Genomic DNA, 19,334 nt, shown 5'->3' on the forward strand with positions numbered 1-19,334 from the left:
CAGTGGAACCAGCGAACGGATAATTTGCTGAGGCCTCGAAGGTTGCTCTGCTGATGCGACCTCGTATCAGCGCCCGACGGTGCCCTAGCAATGCGGGTCCGCGGCAGCCGACCCAGTCGGCGCACGCCCACCGCCGATCACTGTCAGCGTTGGTCTGATGGCGTTGAAGGAGCCGAGGTGGGAACCGGATCGTAGGAAATGCAGTGCTGAGTGAGAATCTGACCACACCAAATACGCCTTACCAATCGAGAAACCCCGGTCTAGGCGTCGGAAAATGCAGTCGGAACGGGCAGCCTACAGCCGCCGAACTCGACCACACCGCTGCCGAACTCGATCGCACGGCCTGACCGTCGGCGTCGGCGGTGATTCACCGAGTGGTGCGCCGAGCGAGGATATCTGCCGCTACCACCGCGTTCACAACCAACCGAGGTCGGTAGTCTCTGAGGTAGTCTGGAGATGTGGCGATCGAGTGGTATTGGGCGCTCGCGCAGATGCTGGCGCGCTCCGGAGTTGATCCGGACGACGTGTTCGACCTGGTGGACGCGTGGATGAAGGGAGATCGGCGCGTTTGGCTCCGGACGGCGACAGACCCGGTGACCGGGCTGAAGTCCGTGGTCGTCTGGGGGCGCACCGACGACGGAACACCGTTGGCGGTCTTCGCCAGGCGCGTCGATCGCGACATCGAGGTGTACAGCGCTGAGTATCTGGATCTCGATCAGACCGCGGACTTCGAGAAGTGGGAGGCGACCCGCAATGACTGATCCGTTCGACACCATGAGCCCCGACGAGGTGGCGGCGATGACGCAGCGCCTGGTCTACACCGATGAACCGGTCGAGCCTCCGGTGGAGACCGGCCCCGGCACCGAGCCGGTCCTGATCCCCCGGTCGGTGAAGCTGAGCCGCGACCTCGACAAAGCGTGCAAGCGCCGCGCCGAGAATCTCGGTCTGTCGCAGTCGGCCTACATCCGGTCGCTGATCGAACGCGACATCGCCACAGCCGGGACCGGCGAGCAGCGCCCGGCGTGGGTCTGCGAACTCCTCGCCGTCATCGCGCAGCACGAGAACGACGAGTACCCCAAGGCATCGTGACCCTTGACCGCCACCAACGGTCCCTGGCTCTCGGATCTCGCCGAGCCTGCTGCGCGGGGCCGGTGGTCGATGGGCGGCGGGGTGTCCTACGTGCGTGATCCGGACGCCGTCGTGGGGAACGGTGGGTGCACGCGAGGTCGCGACCGCTCTCGGCTAAACCCTGAATCGCTGAGATACGTGGGTTGCTAACATGCCTCGGCTGCGACGGGGGAGGTCAATACCCGTAAACAAGGTGCCGTCGGCCCGGCAGTGGCCAGCTCACATATCCTGCGTATACCACATATGCTGTGCATATGTCAGCAAGGGATGAGAAGACTTCGATCGCAGCTTTCCGAGCCACGAGCGCCCGACTCACCGCCGTCGCCGCGAGCGGAGAGACAGCAGACACCACGATCAATCGACTGATCGACGAACACGAGTCGCTGGTGGCGCGACAGCGCACCCTGTTCTTGCGGCGCAAGGCCGCCGCCCAAGGCGACTCTCGCGCCTGGCAGCAAGGTGCTGCCAACGCTGATAGTCTCGCCGACCGCGCCGCAGCTCGCGCGCAGGCGCGGCAGGGTGGCCGCGCGTGACCGCTCTCGGGTACGTCTTCGATCAGACGGTCCTGACCGGGTACGCGCAGGGATCGCTCAGCATCGCCAGCCTCATCGTGCATTTGGATGAGCGATCAGTGCGTATCGCTGTGCCGATGCTCGCGCATTCGGCGTCGGCCGCTCAACTCAATGAGCAGCAACGAGACGAACTGGACAGCGTCATCACCAACGTTGACATGGTCGAGGTGTCGCCACTGTCCTATCTCACCGACAGCAATGAACTCGCCGACATCCTCGCGGCCACTGGCAGCATCGACTATCCCGCCGCTCACACGATCGCCGTCGCCAATCACCTGGGTCTGGAGATCGTCACTCTCGACCGCGCTCGGTGGGAAGATGTCGAGAACGCCCTGCCGTGGAGCCTGGAACTGGTGGAGCTCCGCGACGACTGATCGAGATGGAGCGGGAGCCGCGGCTATTACTCATTGACCGGAAACGGTCCCGGCAATCCATCCAGAAGCATGCCCGGCGTTGTCTGAAGCCCGTGTGCGAACCTGAGGATGTTCCCCAACCGAGGACTCCGTCGCCCTCGTTCTATCTGACCGAGATATATCCAGTAGCTGCCGCAGGCGTGTGCCGCGGTCTCTTGACTCCACCCCAGCCAGGTCCACCTCCGTGCCGACTTCAGTCGAGCGGAATCGCGTTCTGTCCCGCTTAGCCGATTTCGCATGATCCCTCAATGTCCTGTGTTCGACAGTTCGGGCAACGGTGCAAAGTCAGTGGTGCCGCCAGGCAGCATTGGCTGATCGAACGCCAAAGACGCTCGTGGACGACTGTAGACGGGAGAGGTGCGAACAGTCTGGATGACGGAACTTCCATTCGATCAGCATCTTGTCAGAATTCTCGGCAGCGTGTCCCCACGTCACCTGGCACCCGAAAAGCGGAACACACTCCACGATCGGCTGCTGGAGCGGCGAGAACGCAGAAGAGGTTCGAACAGTCCCTGCTGCTAGGAGACGGTCCCGGCTCTTCATCACATTGGTTACCGTCCAAGAAAGTACTGGTATGACCCACGATCTGCCCGACATCGACGAGACTGATGTCGTCGTCACGCACGAGAAGTCCTATGCGGCAGGTGTTCCGGCGGTGTTGGTGTCGTTGCGCCGGGGGATCGAGCAGATGGGACCGGTGCGCACTGCCCGGACGTTGTGGAAGCTGAACCAGCGCAAGGGTTTCGACTGCCCGGGTTGCGCGTGGCCGGAAACCCCCGGCCACCGCAAACACGCGGAGTTCTGTGAGAACGGGGCGAAGGCGGTCGCGGAAGAGGCGACCACTCGCACCGTCGGCCCGGAGTTCTTCGCCGAGCATCCGGTATCGGAGCTGCTGGGCAGGACCGACTACTGGTTGGGGCAGCAGGGTCGGCTGACGCATCCGATGGTGCGGCTGCCGGGGGCGACGCATTATGAACCGATCAGCTGGGACGCGGCGTTCGGGCTGATCGCGGGTGAGTTGCGGGCGTTGGCTTCGCCGGACGAAGCGGTGTTCTACACCTCCGGGCGCACCTCGAACGAGGCGGCGTTCGTGTACCAGCTGATGATCAGGGCCTTCGGAACCAACAACATGCCGGACTGCTCGAACATGTGCCACGAATCCTCGGGCAGCGCCCTCGTCGAGACGATCGGAATCGGCAAGGGATCGGTGTCGGTCCCCGATATCGAGAACGCCGACCTGATCCTGATCGCCGGCCAGAACCCCGGCACCAACCACCCCCGGATGCTGTCGACCCTGGAGAAGTCGAAGGCCAACGGAGCGAAGGTGATTGCGATCAACCCGCTGCCGGAGGCCGGTCTGCTGCGGTTCAAGGACCCGCAGAAGGTGCATGGCATTGTCGGTGACGGCGTGCAGATCGCCGACGAGTTCCTTCAGATCCGGATCGGCGGCGATCAGGCACTGTTCCAGGGGTTGGCGAAACTGGTCCTCGACGCCGAAGATGCCGCCCCGGGCACGGTCCTCGACCACGAGTTCCTGAATGAGCATTGCGCGGGCTTCGCGCAGTGGGCCGACCACATCCGCCGGAGCGTGGATCTGGACACCATTGTGGCGGCCACCGGGCTCACCCTGGTCCAGATCGAGCAGACGGCAGCGGCGTTGATCGAGTCGAAGCGCACGATCATCTGCTGGGCGATGGGATTGACGCAACAGACCCACGGGGTCGCGACGATTCAGGACGCGGTCGCATTGCTGCTGATGCGCGGAATGATCGGCAAACCGGGAGCGGGGGTGTGCCCGGTGCGTGGGCACTCCAATGTCCAGGGGGACCGGACGATGGGCATCTGGGAGAAGATGCCCGACGATTTCCTCGATGCCCTCGACACCGAATTCTCGATCACCTCGCCCCGCAAGCACGGCCTCGATGCGGTCGACTCAATCCGGGCGATGCGCGATGGCGCGGCGTCGGTGTTCATGGCGATGGGCGGCAACTTTGTGGCTGCCACCCCCGACACCGAGGTCACCGAGGCGGCGCTGCGCAACTGTGCGCTGACGGTGCAGGTGTCGACGAAACTGAACCGGTCCCATCTGGTGACCGGGAGCACCGCGCTGATCCTGCCTTCGCTCGGCAGGACAGACAAGGACGTGCAGAACGGCCGCAAGCAGCAAGTGTCGGTTGAGGATTCGATGTCCGTGGTGCATCTTTCGCGCGGCAGTCTTCCGCCGGCCAGTACGCAGCTGCGCAGTGAGGTCGCCATCGTGTGTGGGCTTGCCGATGAGCTGTTCGGGGCCGACCACCCCGTCCCTTGGCAGGAGTTCTCGACAGACTACGACCGGATCCGCGACTCCATTGCCAGGGTGATCTCGGGGTTCGAGGACTTCAACATCAAGGTCCGGCAGCCTGACGGGTTCGTACTGCCGCATCCGCCACGCGACGAACGCCGGTTCGTTACACCCACCGGGAAGGCGAATTTCGTCGTCAATCCGTTGTCCTGGGTGCCCGTCCCGGAAGGGAGGCTGATTTTGCAGACCATGCGGTCCCATGACCAGTACAACACCACCATCTATGGTCTCGACGACCGGTACCGCGGGGTGAAGGGTGGGCGGCGGGTGCTGTTCGTCAACGAACTCGACATCGCCGCACTGGGATTCGCTGAGGGCGACCGGGTGGATCTGATCTCCGAATGGATCCTGCCGGACGGGTGCTTACAGGAGCGGCGGGCCGACGATTTCGGGTTGGTGCCGTATCCGACCCCGCAGGGGAACGTGGCCGCGTACTACCCGGAGACGAACCCGTTGATCCCACTGGACCACGTGGCGGCGAAGTCGAACACCCCGGTATCGAAGGCGGTCACCATTCGCCTCGAGAAACGGGCCTGAACTCCACCGGGGTTCTTGAGAAAGTGGAAACGGTGCCATCGCTACCGCTCGTGGACCCGTATCGGTGAGGCATTCACAATGGGCCGGGTAACGACGCGACGACCGATCAGCCGCGTCAACGATGGACAGCGGCATACTCGTGTCGACACGGTAGTCGTCGAAGAACCCCCAGCACCGTGCGAGAGGAACAGAACGGGCATACGGCCCGAATTCGTGGTGGCCATGGGCATCCGCCGACGGTCCGTTTGGTGCCGCTCACGCCGGCGGCCCGAGCCCCGTGCTCCGATGTCACGAGGATGATCGAAGTCGACGCTGCTTCGCCACACTGTTCGGGATCGCGGAACTAGAGAGCTGAGTCACCGAGTCGTAATCGGCCTGGTCGGAAACTGTGCGTTCGGCGGACTTCGCAGGCCTGGTCGTGTGCTTTCTGGAAGCCGGCTTCGGTGAGGTGGTAGGTGTCCCGGCTTATCGGATGGGATCCTCGGATTCAGGGTCGGAATCCGGGTATTCCGGCGGCGGCTGCCAGGTTGTGTGGCGGGGGTTACTTTCGAACGCAACCAGAACGGCGAGGCCGTCATGAAAGAAGCAACAGGTTGTCATGTCACATCGGAGTGAAATCGACGCTGGGTTTGGTAGCTGTCCACCTGGCGGTAACCCTCCCGGACATCGTCGCCGCTCGGATTGTGGACGTAGGAACGTCCACTGCGATCCCGTGATCGGCTGCGAACCCGGCTGCTATGCGTGCTGAAAATCGTTGCCGGGGTGGACGCTGGGCCGTCGGGCAATGGCCATTGCGTTGGAAGATCGGTGTCGTTCTTGTGGTTCCGATCGCCGTGGCGATCAGCCTCGGTGGGCTACGAATGCAGGAAAGGCTCGATGCCGCTTCGGAATTCGCCGTAACATCGGAACGGATACGACTGTTGCCGATGCTGGTGGCGCTCGATGGGGACGCCGCAATCGTTATGGGAACACTCGCACAGCGCACCCTTACCCCGGAGTTTCTCGGTCGGCTGGATTCCTCGATCGCGGCACTGGAGCAAACGAAATCTACGGCAGCACTCGACTCGGACGCGGCGACCAACCTGGCGCGCGCGCTCGCCGAAGCCAGCGGACTGAGTGCCAGGGCCAGATTCGGTCCCACCGCCACCACAGCGGAACTCACCACCCAGCTCGCGCATATCCGGACGTCGCTGTCGACAGTGGTTACCGCCATTGCCGATTCATCGGCTGATCCGGCCCTGGCCGGAGAGACCGGACGACTCGAGGCACTCTGGTCAGCGCAGAAGATCATCTCCGCCGAGGGGTTGGTGGTCGTCGGTGCATCGGATGTGCTCGCAGGGAGGTCATCCGGTTCGCTCGCGGCCGAGGCCGCCGAGTTGCTCGCGCATCTGCACACCGAATCAGCAATGCTGGATCAGGTTTTCGCTCGGTACCCACCGGATGATCCGACCGTGGATACATTGCGCAAAGGGGTGAACGATCGGACCGTGATGCAACAAGGGATCACGCAGCCGGACACCACGGCCCGTGCTCTCGACGACCTCAAATACTCGCTGTTCGCCAGCATCCGCGACTATGGACAAGCCGTTGCGGCGGCCTCGGCAGGGCTGGAAGACGCAATCGGGACACAAGCCGGCGCTCTGCGTGCGACCGCGTGGCGAGAGGGCAGCGTAGTCAGTGGAATGCTGCTGACGGCAGTCGCACTCGCGGCTGCGGTAGCCCAGTCGGTGCTCGCGTCGCTGCGCCGTCTCCGGAACGAGGCTGTGCGCGTCGCTCACCAGGACCTGCCCGAGGCGGTCGAGCGGATCAAGAGCGGTACGGCCGTCACAGACGTGATCATCCGTCCGCTCGACGCCGGCACCCGCGAGGAGATCGGACAGCTGGCCCGCGCCGTGGACGATATCCACAGTCAAGCCGTGCTACTCGCGGGTGAACAGGCGCAGCTACGCCGGCAGATGAACGACATTTTCGAATCACTGGCCCGCCGCAGCAGATCACTGCTCGATCTTCAGGTGCAGATGATCGAGGAGCTCGAATTCGAAGAGCGCGATCCCAAACGTCTGGAGAACCTGTTCCGGCTGGACCATGTGGCGACCCGGATGCGGAGATATGGAGAGAACCTGCTGATTCTCGCCGACGACAAGGTACGGCGTGTACGCCACACGCCGCCGATGCGTTTGGAGGACGCGGTCCAGGCGGCGATTTCACAAGTAGAGGAGTATCCGCGAGTCCGGATGGTCGGACCGTTGCCGATCGCACTGAACGGTACGGCGGCGGCCGACCTGGTGCACATCCTCGTCGAACTGCTCGACAACGCCTTGCGGTTCTCATCGCCCGACACCAACGTCGGGTTGGATTTCGGCCGTACCTTCGACGGCGGTGCGACCATCGACATAGTCGATCAGGGCATCGGCATCGGAGCCGAAGATCTCCGTGAGACGAATTCACGGCTTGCACATACGCCTCGGGCGGATGCCGACACGGCACGCAGGATGGGCCTCTTCGTCGTGGGCAAACTTGCTCACCGGCACGGTATGACGGTGAATCTCCGCTCCACCCTGGATACTTCGCGAAACGCGGGGATTACCGCAACGGTATCGATACCCGGTCATGCGCTGACCGCTACCGAAGCCCACCACCCCGCCCCGTCGAAGTGGGAAGAACCCCATCCGTCCACTCGCGTGTCGATTCGGAATCCGGAGCACCACGAACTTCCGCGGCGCCCGACCGGGCGCGGCGCGATTGTCCACGATATCGGTAGCGGGGGTGGCCAGGGTCCGATCCGTCGCTCGCCGGAGGAGATACGCGAACGTCTCATGCGCCAGCAGCGTGCCGTCGCGGCGGCGCTGTCGCACGTACAACCGGCCGCCGGGGCCTACGGCGATCAGACGAAGGAGCACTGATGACTGCAGGTGGCACACTGGACTGGTTGGTCTCGAACTTCACCCGTGAGATTCCCCATGTGGATTACGCGGCGCTCATCTCGACGGACGGGCTTCCGATGGCCGTCAGCAGGCCGATGCCGCCCGAACGGCTTGCGCAACTCTCGGCTGCGGCCGCGGCAATGGCCGCTCTCGCGGCGGGAGCGTCAGGATTGTTCGACGGGGGTCGTGTGCTGCGGTCGACGGTCGAGATGAGGGGCAGCTACTTTCTCCTCATGGGTGTCGGTAACGGCTCTCAGCTCTTGGCACTGGCCTCCGATGACTGCGACATCGGGCAGGTGGTGTACGAGATGATGCTACTTGTCGAACGCGTGGGATCCGAGGTCCAGGCGTTGTCACGACGTTAGCACCCCTCGCATTTCTCGGCGTCGCGCAAGCAGCGTGGGCCCGCACAACGATTTGCAACGCGTGCTACTCACGTGACGTGGTGGGCACCGCAATGCTGGTTGGAATATCAACCACTCGAACTGCCGCTCGATATGCCGCTGCTGGGCCATTCGCCGAGTGTCGGCTGCATTGCTTGCCGAATGGTTCAGCACGCGACCGCTCGCCAGGGCATGGCATCGCTGGACGTAACCCTGCCCCCGGCGGTGAGCGCTTCGAGTCGCCGAGAAGCTCTGACTGGAGGCCGCTGAGCAGGTCCAGCGGTTGTGGGAGTTCTGATGCACCAGAATGGGTGCAGGAGGACGAGATCACGACATGGCGCGACGACGACACACTCCCGAGCAGATCATCCGCAAGTTCCGCGAGGGCGAGAAGCTGCTCGGTGAGAAATTCTCGATCGAGGAGGTGTGCAAACACCTCGAGATTTCCGAGGCCTCCTGGCATCGCTGGCAGTCCCAGTACGGCGGCATGAAATCCGACGACGCCAAACGGCTCAAAGAGCTCGAACGCGAGAACGCGCGGTTGAAGAAGATGGTCGCCGAGCAGGCCCTCGACATCGACATGCTCAAGGAACTGAACCGGGGAAACTACTGAACCCGGACCGGCGCCGCAGAGCCGTTGTGGTTCTGCAGCAACGATTCCGGGTATCACAACGGCGTGCCTGCGCGGTGGCCGGGCAGTCACGGTCGGTGCAACGGCGACCGCCGGCGGTCACCGAGATCGAACAGGCACTGCGGGCGCGACTGCGCGCGATCTCGCGCAAGCATCCGCGGTGGGGTTGGCGCAAGGCCCATGCGCTGTGTCGCGGTGAAGGACTGGTGACCAACCATAAACGGACGCAACGACTCTGGCGGGAGGAGGGATTGAAAAGACCCAGCCGGGCGCGGAAGAAACGCCGCGTCGGGCCGGGCCGGAATCAACGCTTGAAGGCGTCTTTCCCGGATCAGATGTGGGCGTTGGACTTCCAGGTCGATGTCACCGTCGACGGCCGCCAGGTGCGGTTCCTCAACATCATCGACGAGTTCACGCGAGAGGCGCTGGCCACCAGGGCATTCCGATCGTGCACCGCCGACCGGCTCGTCGGTGTCCTCGACGAGATCATCGAGGCTACCGGTCGAAGACCCAGGCATATCCGCATGGACAACGGTACCGAGATGACCGCGCATGCGATGGCCGACTGGTGCCGGTTCACCGGTGTCGATGCCTCGTTCATCGACCCGGGATCGCCCTGGCAGAACGGGGTCTGCGAGTCGTTCAACGGCCGTTTCCGCGACGAATTCCTGTCCTGCGAGGTGTTTCATTCCCTGACCGAGGTGCAGGTCCTTGCCGAGGACTGGCGCATCGAGTACAACGATTACCGGCCACACGGATCGCTGGGTTTCCTCAGCCCCAACGCATTCCGTCAGCAATGGTCACCGACCGAGTTCGAGCAACAAATCCAACTCGCATAACCGGTGGACCCGCAACCGGGGCCCAGTCAGCTCAAATAGTCGCCACCTTGAGCGGCTGGTGCCGCTGTAACCGTGTCGAGAGCTTCCAGACGAGGCGGAAGGCGGTCTCGCGTTCCGTCCCGACAAACCGACTTCGTCGTAGTGTCCCACCGCTACGTGTCCGACAATTCCGGTAACGATGCCAGGACAATCACGCCGTCCGGCAACATCGGCGTTTCGAACGCCGGTTCCGACGTACGTTCGCACATGACTTCAGAGGGGAGAGGGCGTGGACAGCCTCGATTCGAGGATCCTCGAGACCGCGCTTCGTTGGTTGCCGTATGGTGGGCCGCCGACCGAGGAAATCCTTGTCGATTTCGGTATGACGGAACTCCGGTTCGATCAGCATGTTGCCCGAATTCTCCACAGCGATTCCGCGAGTCATCTCGCGCCTGGAGACCGGGCCACACTGTTCAACCAGCTCCAGAACCGGGATGAACGAAGACGTCCGAGCATTCCCGCCCGTTTTAGCAGTCTGTCCCTCGATCGGACGACCGGTACCGCGGGGTGAAGGGGGAAACGGTGCCATCTCTACTACAGCGCATGTTTACGGTTTTCGACCGCGACCGCGACCGCGACCTCGGACACGGGCCACCTCCGTGCACCGCAGCACGGTCCAGCACAGATGACGTTATGACAGACATAGTCCGTCGTGGACCCGTATCGGTGAGGCATTCGAAATGGGCCGGGTAACGACGCGACGACCGATCAGCCGTGTCAACGGTGGACAGCGGCATACTCGTGTCGACACGGTAGTCGTCGAAGAACCTCTCGAGATCCGGGTGAACTCGGTGCCGTTGGCGGTGACGATGCGCACCCCTGGATCGGATATGGAGTTGGCGCAGGGATTTCTGCTCACCGAGGGCATCGTCACCGGCCGGGCGGATGTCGCGTCGATCCGGTATTGCCACAGTGTCGGTGAGGATGGGCGCAACACCTACAACGTCCTCGACGTCGACCTCGCGCCGGGTGTGGCCCTGCCCGACACCGGTATCGAACGCAACTTCTACACCACCTCGTCGTGCGGGGTGTGCGGGAAGGCGTCCCTCGACGCGATCCGGCAGCGCACCCGGTACTCACCCGCCACCGACCCGGTCCAGGTTGATTCTGCGACGATCGCGGGACTGCCGCACGCCCTGCGCGCGGCGCAGAAGGTCTTCGATACCACCGGCGGGCTGCACGCGGCCGGACTGTTCACTGCCGAGGGTCAGTTGCTGGCGGTGCGGGAGGACGTCGGCCGACACAACGCCGTCGACAAACTCATCGGCTGGGCCATCGAGCGGGATCGCATGCCCCTACGCGATACCGTCCTCCTCGTCAGTGGCCGGGCGTCGTTCGAACTCGCGCAGAAGGCGGTCATGGCCGGTGTTCCCATCCTCGGCGCGGTCTCCGCGCCGTCGTCGTTGGCGATCGACCTCGCCCGCGAAACAGGGCTCACTCTCATCGGGTTCCTGCGCGGCACCACGATGAACCTGTACACCCACCCCAACCGTGTCACCGGGATATCGGCGGTGGCGCCGTCCTGACCGGCTCCGGCGACGGGGCAGCGGCGGACGAGATGCTCCGCCACCCGCAGGCTCATGATGGGAACGCCAAGACGGAAAACCGCCTATCAGACCTGGATCGCTCGCCGCGGGCGTGACCGGATCGGTCAGGCTTTTTCTCCTGGGCGGCCGACTTTGCGGCCAGCACCAGCGTAGCGGGACCATCGTGAATCACTGTCGCTTTTTCCGACCGGGGCCGGCGCGTGCTTCTCGACTCCGACGGCGGTTCAGACAACGTGCGCCGACTACGTCGCGGTGTGTGGTCAGCCACAAAGGGAGGGGCACTGTGTCCGGCATCACGGCATACTCGCTCGGCTTCCCGGCGATTTACCGGCATAGGCGAACAGCCCTGGACCGCGGTGGTGGTTTCTCGGCAGTGTTCCGAGTGACCACGGTTGAGGATCACCCAGCCGAAACGACGGACTGCCTTTCCCCGCCGCGATTGAACGAATCGAGGCAGCCGAGCAGACGGTGCATTCCGAAGGCAGCGGGGCGCGTACTCAACCACCGATCAGATACACATGGAGGACCGGTCGATGCTCGTCAGACGCTCTTCGAAAATTTTGCTGGCCGTCGGCGTGTTGTTCATCGCTCTTGCCGCCCTCGTGCGGTTCGTGCTGGTGCCTACGCTGTCGAAACTACCTGGCGACCTCGATGTGAATCCTGTGTACGAGGGGACTGGAACTCTGCTCAACGCTAAAGCCCTGCAGGCCGGCGACATCGCCAATGTGATCGTTTCCAACGCTCCCGTGAGAATCGATCGGCACATCTACGTGTCGAGCACCGACGGTGATACCGCCATCGCTCATGACGACATCGTCCTCGAAGCGGCCGGGCTCTCTGTACCGTCGAACCACACTTACGCCATCGACCGCAAGACCATCGATGCGGCGAACGGCGACACAGGGAAGGGGATCGAACCCCACAGCGGAATGACCATCGCTCTTCCGCTGCTCCCGAACCCGTCGGCGAGCTACCACTACTACGACTCCGCGACCGGAACGACGGTCCCGATGACCTACCTCAACTCGGGCGCTGTCTCCGGACGTGACATCCTCAACTATTCCGTGGAAGCGAAGGGCATCCTGCGCGATCCCGCAATCGCGGGGGCGTTGCCGCCGGCACTGCCCAAGTCGCTCGTCGGATCGCTCGCGCCCCTGCTTCCGGCGGCTGTGCAGCACAGTCTCGGCGGCGCCCTCGGGCAGCTCCCGGATCCTGTGCCCTTCACCTACACGGCGGACACCCACATCAACCTTGCCGCCGACCGGACCTTGGGATCGTCGATCGACGCGAAACTGAATCAGCAAATCATCGCGAACGTGAACGTCGGCGGCCAGTTGGTTCCCGTCATGCCTGTCCTGTCCATCGACACCTCTCTCAACAAACAGTCGATCAGCGATGCAGTAGCCTCGGCTAAGTCCCAGACAATGCAGTTGAACCTGATCAGCGTGGTCGCACCGGTCGTGCTGGTCCTCGGCGTGCTGGCACTGCTCATGGCCATTTTCCGGAGGCACCCGCGCGCAATCACCCGGCCTCCAGCACAGCGAGAGAACCCGTCGGTCCGCTAGCCGGACCGCGCGGGGATAGGCACCCGTGTACACCTTCCGCACACGACGGTTGCTCGGTGTCCCCCTGAGCCACCTGTGCAATCGAAGGGAACCGGGGATGGTCATCATCGCCGACTATGACCGGTGCGAAGGGCACGGCGAGTGCGTCATCGCCGCGCCCGAAGTTTTCGACCTCAACGACGACGGCGACGCGGTGATCATCCTCGACGACTCGCCCGCAGAGGCCTTAAAAGTTGTGCCCGGTCGCGGCCCTGCGAATCGCCGACTGAGCCCGATCATTTCCTATCTGACGTCGTGATCTGCTCCAGCAGAACCGACCTGGCAAGTAACACCAATCAGAGAGAAAGCAGAGAACAATGCCCGCATTTACCGATCCCACCGACCTGCGCAAATTCGTCGGAGGCATCTTCGAAAAGGCCTACCTGGACGAAAAGCTTGGCCCCAAGCTCACCGCCACCGGTGCCGTTCTGCTCGTCTCGTGCCACGATCCCGCTTGTGAGGTCGTGCTCGACATGCCCAACAACAAGGTCTACTCCAGTGTCGAGGAGGGCGGTGTCACCCCGAACGCCACGCTGAGGATGAGTTCGGAGAACGCGAACAAGTTCTGGCAGGGGAAGCTCAACATGACGATGGCTCTGACGAAGGGCACCGTCAAGGCCGAGGGACAAATCATGAAGGTGCTCAAGCTGGTCCCGAGCACCAAATTCCTGTTCCCGATCTACATCCAGGACCTCAAGGATGCCGGACGCGAGGACCTCATCGCCTAAACGCGGGCAGCGGAGCCAACCAAACGACACCTGATCAATGATGGGGCCGGTATGAGCACCGGCCCCATTCTCATGCCCGTACATGCCTCGTCAAGCGTCACGTGACGATATGTTGTTCAAGAACTGCTGGCGTCGGGACTTGACCGCCACACCCCGGCTCGACCAAGCAGTTGAGGTCGCCACCAACTACGACCCTGTGCTGGCTGGGCTCGTCGACCCCGGATGGCTCCGGCGACGAACCGCCAGCGAATCGTCCTTCTTCGGGCCCCGTGCCTGGCTGCATCGGGACATCACATCGGATTCGACACATCCCGGTAGGGTCGCGGGGACGCGCAGAAACAAATCGTCCGGTGCAGCTACAGCCGCACCGGACGATTTGCGTATGGATGCAGGCTAGCTGCGCAAACGGATGGTGACTGCCCGCGGTTCGGTGAAGAACTCGCGGGAGTACTGGCCGCCCTCGCGGCCCAGGCCGCTGCTGCCTTCACCGCCGAACGGCAGACGGAGGTCACGTTCGAAGAAGGTGTTGATCCACACCGTGCCGGCCTTCCAGCGAGCGGCCATGCGGTGGGCGCGGTTGAGGTTGTCGGTGAACAGCATGCCGGCAAGGCCGTACGGGGAGTCGTTGGCGATGCGCAGCGCCTCGTCCTCGGTGTCGAATCCGAGGACGGTCTCGACGGGCCCGAAGATCTCCTCGCGCGCGGTACGCGAGTTGTTGGTGAGCCCTGTGATCACGGTCGGCGGGTAGTAGAACCCTTTCGCTCGGGCGTCGTCGGTGAGCCGGGACCCGCCGGTGACGATCTTGCCGCCTTCCGCCTGCGCGAGTTCGACGTAGCTGTGCACCTTCTCGAGGTGTTTCTCCTCGATGAGCGGGCCGACGAAGTTGGCGGGGTCCTTCGGGTCACCGACGGTGAGGGCGCGGGCCGCTTCGGCGAACCGTTCGAGGAACTCGTCCATGATCGAGTTCTGCACCAGCAGACGCGACCCGGACAGGCAGACCTGTCCGTTGCCGCCGAAGATGGCCCGCAAGGACATTGGCACGGCAACGTCGAGGTCGGCGTCGGCGAAGACGATGTTCGCGGACTTGCCGCCCATCTCCGCCGAGACCGGAGTGTGGTTCGCCGCGGCGGCCTGGAGGATCTTCACACCGGTGGCGCTGGAACCGGTGAACGTGATCCGGTCGACCCGCGGGTCCGCGGTGAGCGGGCCGGCGACGGCCTCGCCGCCGAAACCGTGGACGACATTGAGAACGCCCTCGGGCAGGCCGGCCTCGAGAGCGAGCTCGGCGAACCGGTGGGCGGTCAGCGGCGTCTGCGGGGCGGGCTTCAGGACCGTGGTGTTACCGAAGGCCAAGGCGGGAGCGATCTTCCACGTCGCGAGCATCAGCGGCGCGTTCCAGGGGCTGATCGCGGACACCACCCCGGCCGGTGGGTACAGGACATAGGAGAGCAGGTCCCCATCCGGGTAGGCCTCGTTGGCGGCCATCGACACGTAGTCGGCGAAGAATCGAAGATTGTGCGCGACCCGGGGGATTTCTGCGTGCAGAGACTGGTTGATGCTCTTGCCGCCGTCGCAGGTCTCGATCAGCGCGAGTTCCTGGCGGTGCTCGTCGACCTTGTCGGCGACCGCGTGCAGGGTCTTCGCTCGCTCCTTCGGCGACATCTTCGGCCAGGGCCCGTTGTCGAATGCCTGCCGGGCCGCGGTGATCGCAGCGGCCCCGTCTTCCGCGGTTCCACGGGCGACCGTCGCGAGCAGGGAACCGTCGTGTGGGTCACGGGTCTCGAACGTGGCGCCGTCCGATGCGGGACGCCAGTCGCCACCGATGAGGTGTCTGACGTCGGAAATTTCCGGTACTGCTGTCATGGGCTCTCCTGTTGAACCAGGACGGAGGCCGATCGGCCCGCGGGTCCTGATGTGAACGCGGCAATGCGCGGCATGTCATACATGTGGTATCTGTGACTCACGACACTACGAGCTGTTTTTCGTGCAGACCATGGCCTCACACGCACATCGCGTGGTCTCCACGCGCACAGCAACAGCACGGAAGAAATCGAACGACGCGGGGCTGCGGCCCAGTGGCCGTCGCCCCGCGTCGTTCGATCAGCGTGCCGCCAGCGCCGGAGTCTCGTAGGTGCGGCCGGCGAGTTCGGAGGCGACGTCGATGATCATGTCCTCCTGGCCACCGATGACGCCGCGGCGGCCGAGTTCGAGGAGAATGTCGCGCGCCGGAACACCGAATTTCTTGGCTGCCCGCTTGGTGGGGTGGAAGAACGTGGAGTAGACGCCGGCGTAGCCGAGCACGAGCGCGGTCTCGTCGACGATCTGCGGTTCCTTCATCAGCGGGGCGACAACGTGTTCGGCGGTGTCGATCAGAGGGAACAAGTCGACGCCGGTATCCCAGCCGGCGCGTTCGAATGCGGCGGCGAGCACCTCGGTCTGGGCGTTTCCTGCGCTGGCGCCGAGCCCGCGCAGAGAGCCGTCGATGAAGGTTGCCCCGTTCTCGGCGGCGGTGAGCGCGTTGGCGATCCCGACGCCGAGGTTGTTGTGGGCGTGGAACCCGATATCGGCGGTGATCGCCTGACGCAGCGCGGCGACGCGGTCGCCGGCGTGCTGGGGGACCATGGCGCCGGCGGAGTCGACGACGTAGACGACGTCAGCGCCATAAGAGTCGAGTTTGGCGGCCTGCTCGGCGAGGGGTTCGGCCTCCAACTTGTGGCTCATCATCAAAAACGTCATCACCGTCAGGCCCTGCTCCTTGGCCCATTCGACGGGCTGCTGGCCGCAGTCGGCCTCGGTGCAGTGCACGGCGACGCGCACGGTCTTGATGCCGGCGTCGATTGCCTTCTGCAGTTCGGCGAGTGTTGCGATGCCGGGTACGTAAAGGGCTGCGATGTCGGCGTTTTCGACCGCGTCGACTGCGGCGCGCACGTAGTCGGGGTCGGTGGCGGCGGCGAACCCGTACTGGATCGAGGAGGCGCCGAGGCCGATACCGTGCGCGACCTCGATGGTCGGAACGCCGGCCTGGTCCAGACCGCGAGCGATGTCGGCGACGTTCCGCGGAGTGAATTGGTGCGACACCGACGACATGCCGTCGCGCAGAGTGGTGTCGACGATCGTGATCTTTTTACTCATTGTGCTGCTCCCTGGACGAGGTTCTGCTGGGCCATGACGTCGGCGACCTGGACGGCGGCGGCGGTGATGATGTCGAGGTTGCCGGCATAGGTGGGCAGGAAATCGCCGGCGCCGACGACCTCGAGCATCACGGTGACCAGGTCGCCGTCGACGTCGACCAAACGCAGCGAGTAGCCGGGGACGTACTGCTGGACCTTGGCGACCATGTCGACCACGGCGCGCTCGATGGCGTCTGCGTCGGGGTTGCGGACCTTGGCGTAGACGGTGTCGCGCATGTTCATCGGCGGTTCGGCCGGGTTGATCACGGAGATGGCCTTGGCGCGGTCGGCGCCGGCGACCTGGGCGAGGGCCTTACCGGTCTTCTCGCTGAACTCGCTGAGGTTCTGCCGGGTGCCAGGGCCGGCGCTGTGGGAGGCGATGGCGGCGACGATCTCGCCGTAAGAGGCGTCGGCGACCTCGTTGATGGCGTAGAGGATGGGGATGGTGGCCTGGCCGGCGCAGCTGACCATGTTCACGTTGGGGGCGCTCAGGTGGGCGTCGAGGTTGACGGCGGGGACGACGTACGGGCCGACCGAGGCGGGGGTGAGGTCGATGGCGGTGATGCCCGCCTCGGCGTAGCGCGGCGCGGCGGCTGCGTGGATCTTCGCGGAGGTGGCCTCGAACACGATGTCGGGCAATTCGGGCTGGGCAAGGAGCCAGTCGAGCCCTCCGGCGGAGGCCTCGAGGCCTTGCTGACGGGCTCGGGCCAGCCCTTCGCTGTCGGGGTCGATGCCCACCATGAAGCGGGGTTCGACGTGCTCGGACCGCAGCAGCTTGTACATCAGGTCCGTCCCGATATTGCCGGAGCCGATAATCGCGGCGCTCTTGCGACTCATAGTGTGCCTCTCACTCATAGCTGCCGGTATCGGCAGAACCTGGTGTGTCCAAAGTGGTGGAGCACCCGCGTGCGGTCTGCGCCGAATCGCGCTCGCACCCCACCGAAGTCCTGTACGAGAAAACCACTGATGCGCTGCGGGGAGGTTCGGTGGCCGGAATAGCCGAACATCACCCCACAGTGGGATCGCCTGGATCCCGATTACTCGGAGAAATCGCCGAGAAACACTGCTCACGGCCGTCGGGGAGTCTCGGAGACGGAAATTGACGTGCCCACATCCGGTGCGCCTGGAGGCAAAACGATGTGCGCCTGGAGCCATGGTCGCCCGGCACCCCGACTCGTAGTGTCGTAGGCCACAGGCAGTTCACACCGCGACAGCGGTCACCGCCGGTTCCAAGGGCCCGGGCGTATCCCGTCCGGATCCCGTATCCATCACCAATCGTTGCCTGCGGACACGGCCGCCTGCGGTCGAAGGTGGCGCAACAAAGGAGAAGTAGTATGAGTGACTCTCGGTTCGAGATTGCCCATCTGGCCCGTGCCGAACTGCTGAGCCCGAAGCCGCAGGAAACGGTGGAGTTCTTCACGAAGTTCCTCGGCATGTACATCACCCACACCGAGGGGCAGTCGGTCTACCTGCGCGCCTACGAGGACCCGTACCAGTGGAGCCTGAAAGTCACCGAATCCGCCCAGGCCGGCCTGGGCCACGCGGCGCTTCGCACCAGCTCCCCAGAGGCGCTCGAACGTCGGGCAGCCTCACTCGCGGACGCCAATGTCGAGGGCTCCTGGCGCGAGAGTGACTTCGGGTACGGCAAGGCGTTCACCTACCAGTCCCCCGACGGGCACAACCTGGAACTGCTGTGGGAGGTCGAGAAGTACCAGGCCCCGCCGGAGCTGCAGTCCAAGATCCTCACCCGCCCATCGAAGAAGCCGCTGCAGGGCATCCCGGTCAAGCGCATCGACCACCTCAACATCCTCGCCAGCGACGTGACCGCGGTGAAGAACTCGTTCGAACGCCACCTCGGATTCCGCACCACCGAACGCGTCGTCGACGGCAACACCGAGATCGGTGCGTGGATGAGTTCGAACCTCCTCGGCCACGAGATCGCCTGCTTGCGCGATGCACAGGGCGAACGCGGCAAGTTGCACCACCTCGCGTTCTACTACGGCACCGGCCAACACAACATCGACGCGGTGGAGATGTTCCGCGACTACGACATTCGCATCGAAGCGGGTCCCGACAAGCACGGCATCACCCAGGCGCAGTTCCTCTACGTCTTCGAACCCGGCGGCAACCGCATCGAGCTGTTCGGCGAGGTCGGCTATCTGCACCTCGATCCCGACGGCGAGACCAAGACCTGGCAGATGTCCGACATCGACACCGGGCTGGCGATCGGCGGCGCGAAGCTGCCGTGGGAAACCTACTTCACCTACGGCACACCGAGTCCGCTCTCACTCGATCAGCACATCGAAAAGTACGCGCACTTCGGTCCCGACGGCCCCGGCCCCGACGCCGCAACAGCCGAGCAGGCGGTCCCGGACGAGATCGACCACTCCCGGGCCGTCGTCGGCGCGCCCTCGGCGTAGAAAGACTGACGGCGCCGCGCCATCCCACAGAAAACGCGACGGACCACGTGGTCCGTCG

18 protein-coding genes are annotated in these 19,334 nt (G+C 64.2%); 14 read left to right on the plus strand and 4 right to left on the minus strand.

The genetic code is table 11. From position 1 onward, the window contains the following. Positions 1–458: 458 nt before the first annotated feature. The 4 genes from ABZV44_RS41885 (at position 459) to ABZV44_RS41900 (ending at position 2,074) form a co-directional block, all read left to right on the plus strand. Complete coding sequence (locus ABZV44_RS41885; RefSeq protein ID WP_354849718.1) at positions 459–761, plus strand: hypothetical protein; 303 nt, start codon at positions 459–461, stop codon at positions 759–761. Then, on the plus strand, positions 754–1,089 hold the full coding sequence (locus tag ABZV44_RS41890) for a hypothetical protein (protein ID WP_354849721.1): 336 nt from the start codon (positions 754–756) through the stop codon (positions 1,087–1,089). Before ABZV44_RS41885 ends, ABZV44_RS41890 begins: the two co-directional genes overlap by 8 nt. A 293-nt stretch (positions 1,090–1,382) precedes the next feature. After that, positions 1,383–1,661, plus strand: a complete 279-nt coding sequence (locus tag ABZV44_RS41895) for a hypothetical protein (RefSeq protein ID WP_354849724.1) — start codon at positions 1,383–1,385, stop codon at positions 1,659–1,661. Further along, positions 1,658–2,074 (plus strand): hypothetical protein, encoded by a 417-nt coding sequence (locus ABZV44_RS41900; RefSeq protein ID WP_354849727.1) that lies wholly within the window; start codon positions 1,658–1,660, stop codon positions 2,072–2,074. The genes ABZV44_RS41895 and ABZV44_RS41900 overlap by 4 nt, the downstream gene beginning before the upstream one ends. A 26-nt stretch (positions 2,075–2,100) precedes the next feature. Here the strand turns inward: ABZV44_RS41900 and ABZV44_RS41905 are convergent, their stop codons facing one another. After that, positions 2,101–2,352, minus strand: coding sequence for a helix-turn-helix transcriptional regulator (locus tag ABZV44_RS41905; protein WP_354849730.1), 252 nt, complete (start codon positions 2,350–2,352; stop codon positions 2,101–2,103). Positions 2,353–2,687: 335 nt separating this feature from the next. Here ABZV44_RS41905 and ABZV44_RS41910 point away from each other — a divergent pair, with 335 nt between their 5' ends. The 9 genes from ABZV44_RS41910 (at position 2,688) to ABZV44_RS41950 (ending at position 13,686) form a co-directional block, all read left to right on the plus strand. Then, positions 2,688–4,991: an FdhF/YdeP family oxidoreductase gene (locus tag ABZV44_RS41910; RefSeq protein ID WP_354849733.1), complete on the plus strand. Its 2,304-nt coding sequence runs from the start codon at positions 2,688–2,690 to the stop codon at positions 4,989–4,991. A gap of 737 nt (positions 4,992–5,728) precedes the next feature. After that, entirely contained in the window at positions 5,729–7,894 is a 2,166-nt protein-coding gene (locus ABZV44_RS41915; RefSeq protein ID WP_354849735.1) for an ATP-binding protein, read from the plus strand. Then, positions 7,894–8,280 (plus strand): roadblock/LC7 domain-containing protein, encoded by a 387-nt coding sequence (locus tag ABZV44_RS41920; RefSeq protein WP_354849738.1) that lies wholly within the window; start codon positions 7,894–7,896, stop codon positions 8,278–8,280. The genes ABZV44_RS41915 and ABZV44_RS41920 overlap by 1 nt, the downstream gene beginning before the upstream one ends. Positions 8,281–8,632: 352 nt before the next feature. After that, a protein-coding gene (locus tag ABZV44_RS41925) for an IS3 family transposase (RefSeq protein ID WP_354849741.1) occupies positions 8,633–9,768 on the plus strand; the annotation gives its coding sequence in 2 pieces (ribosomal slippage) (positions 8,633–8,897 and positions 8,897–9,768; 1,137 coding nt in all). Positions 9,769–10,036: 268 nt separating this feature from the next. Then, positions 10,037–10,318, plus strand: coding sequence for a hypothetical protein (locus ABZV44_RS41930; RefSeq protein ID WP_354849744.1), 282 nt, complete (start codon positions 10,037–10,039; stop codon positions 10,316–10,318). Between the two features lie 169 nt (positions 10,319–10,487). Next, on the plus strand, positions 10,488–11,333 hold the full coding sequence (fdhD, locus tag ABZV44_RS41935; RefSeq protein ID WP_354849747.1) for a formate dehydrogenase accessory sulfurtransferase FdhD: 846 nt from the start codon (positions 10,488–10,490) through the stop codon (positions 11,331–11,333). A 554-nt stretch (positions 11,334–11,887) separates the two neighbouring features. After that, entirely contained in the window at positions 11,888–12,919 is a 1,032-nt protein-coding gene (locus tag ABZV44_RS41940) for a porin PorA family protein (RefSeq protein WP_354849750.1), read from the plus strand. A gap of 97 nt (positions 12,920–13,016) precedes the next feature. Continuing rightward, complete coding sequence (locus ABZV44_RS41945) at positions 13,017–13,217, plus strand: ferredoxin (protein ID WP_354849753.1); 201 nt, start codon at positions 13,017–13,019, stop codon at positions 13,215–13,217. A gap of 58 nt (positions 13,218–13,275) precedes the next feature. Then, positions 13,276–13,686 carry an SCP2 sterol-binding domain-containing protein gene (locus ABZV44_RS41950; RefSeq protein ID WP_354849755.1) on the plus strand — a complete coding sequence of 137 codons (411 nt, stop codon included), beginning with the start codon at positions 13,276–13,278 and terminating at the stop codon, positions 13,684–13,686. A 393-nt stretch (positions 13,687–14,079) separates the two neighbouring features. On the opposite strand, the gene ABZV44_RS41955 is transcribed toward ABZV44_RS41950, so the two are convergent. From ABZV44_RS41955 to ABZV44_RS41965, 3 genes are all read right to left on the minus strand, one after another. Beyond that, the gene (locus tag ABZV44_RS41955; RefSeq protein ID WP_354849758.1) at positions 14,080–15,549 is read right to left on the minus strand and encodes an aldehyde dehydrogenase; all 1,470 of its coding nucleotides are present in this window, start codon (positions 15,547–15,549) and stop codon (positions 14,080–14,082) included. A 237-nt stretch (positions 15,550–15,786) separates the two neighbouring features. Beyond that, a complete protein-coding gene (dmpG, locus tag ABZV44_RS41960) occupies positions 15,787–16,818 on the minus strand; it encodes a 4-hydroxy-2-oxovalerate aldolase (protein WP_354849761.1) in 1,032 nt (343 codons plus the stop codon). After that, positions 16,815–17,693: an acetaldehyde dehydrogenase (acetylating) gene (locus ABZV44_RS41965; protein WP_354849763.1), complete on the minus strand. Its 879-nt coding sequence runs from the start codon at positions 17,691–17,693 to the stop codon at positions 16,815–16,817. Before ABZV44_RS41965 ends, dmpG begins: the two co-directional genes overlap by 4 nt. Before the next feature lie 497 nt (positions 17,694–18,190). On the opposite strand from ABZV44_RS41965, the gene ABZV44_RS41970 reads away from it, so the two are divergent. Further along, positions 18,191–19,276 carry a VOC family protein gene (locus ABZV44_RS41970; protein ID WP_354849766.1) on the plus strand — a complete coding sequence of 362 codons (1,086 nt, stop codon included), beginning with the start codon at positions 18,191–18,193 and terminating at the stop codon, positions 19,274–19,276. The last annotated feature ends 58 nt before the right edge of the window (positions 19,277–19,334 follow it).

The sequence above is a fragment of the Nocardia sp. NPDC004860 genome, assembly GCF_040609015.1.
GTDB lineage: Bacteria > Actinomycetota > Actinomycetes > Mycobacteriales > Mycobacteriaceae > Nocardia.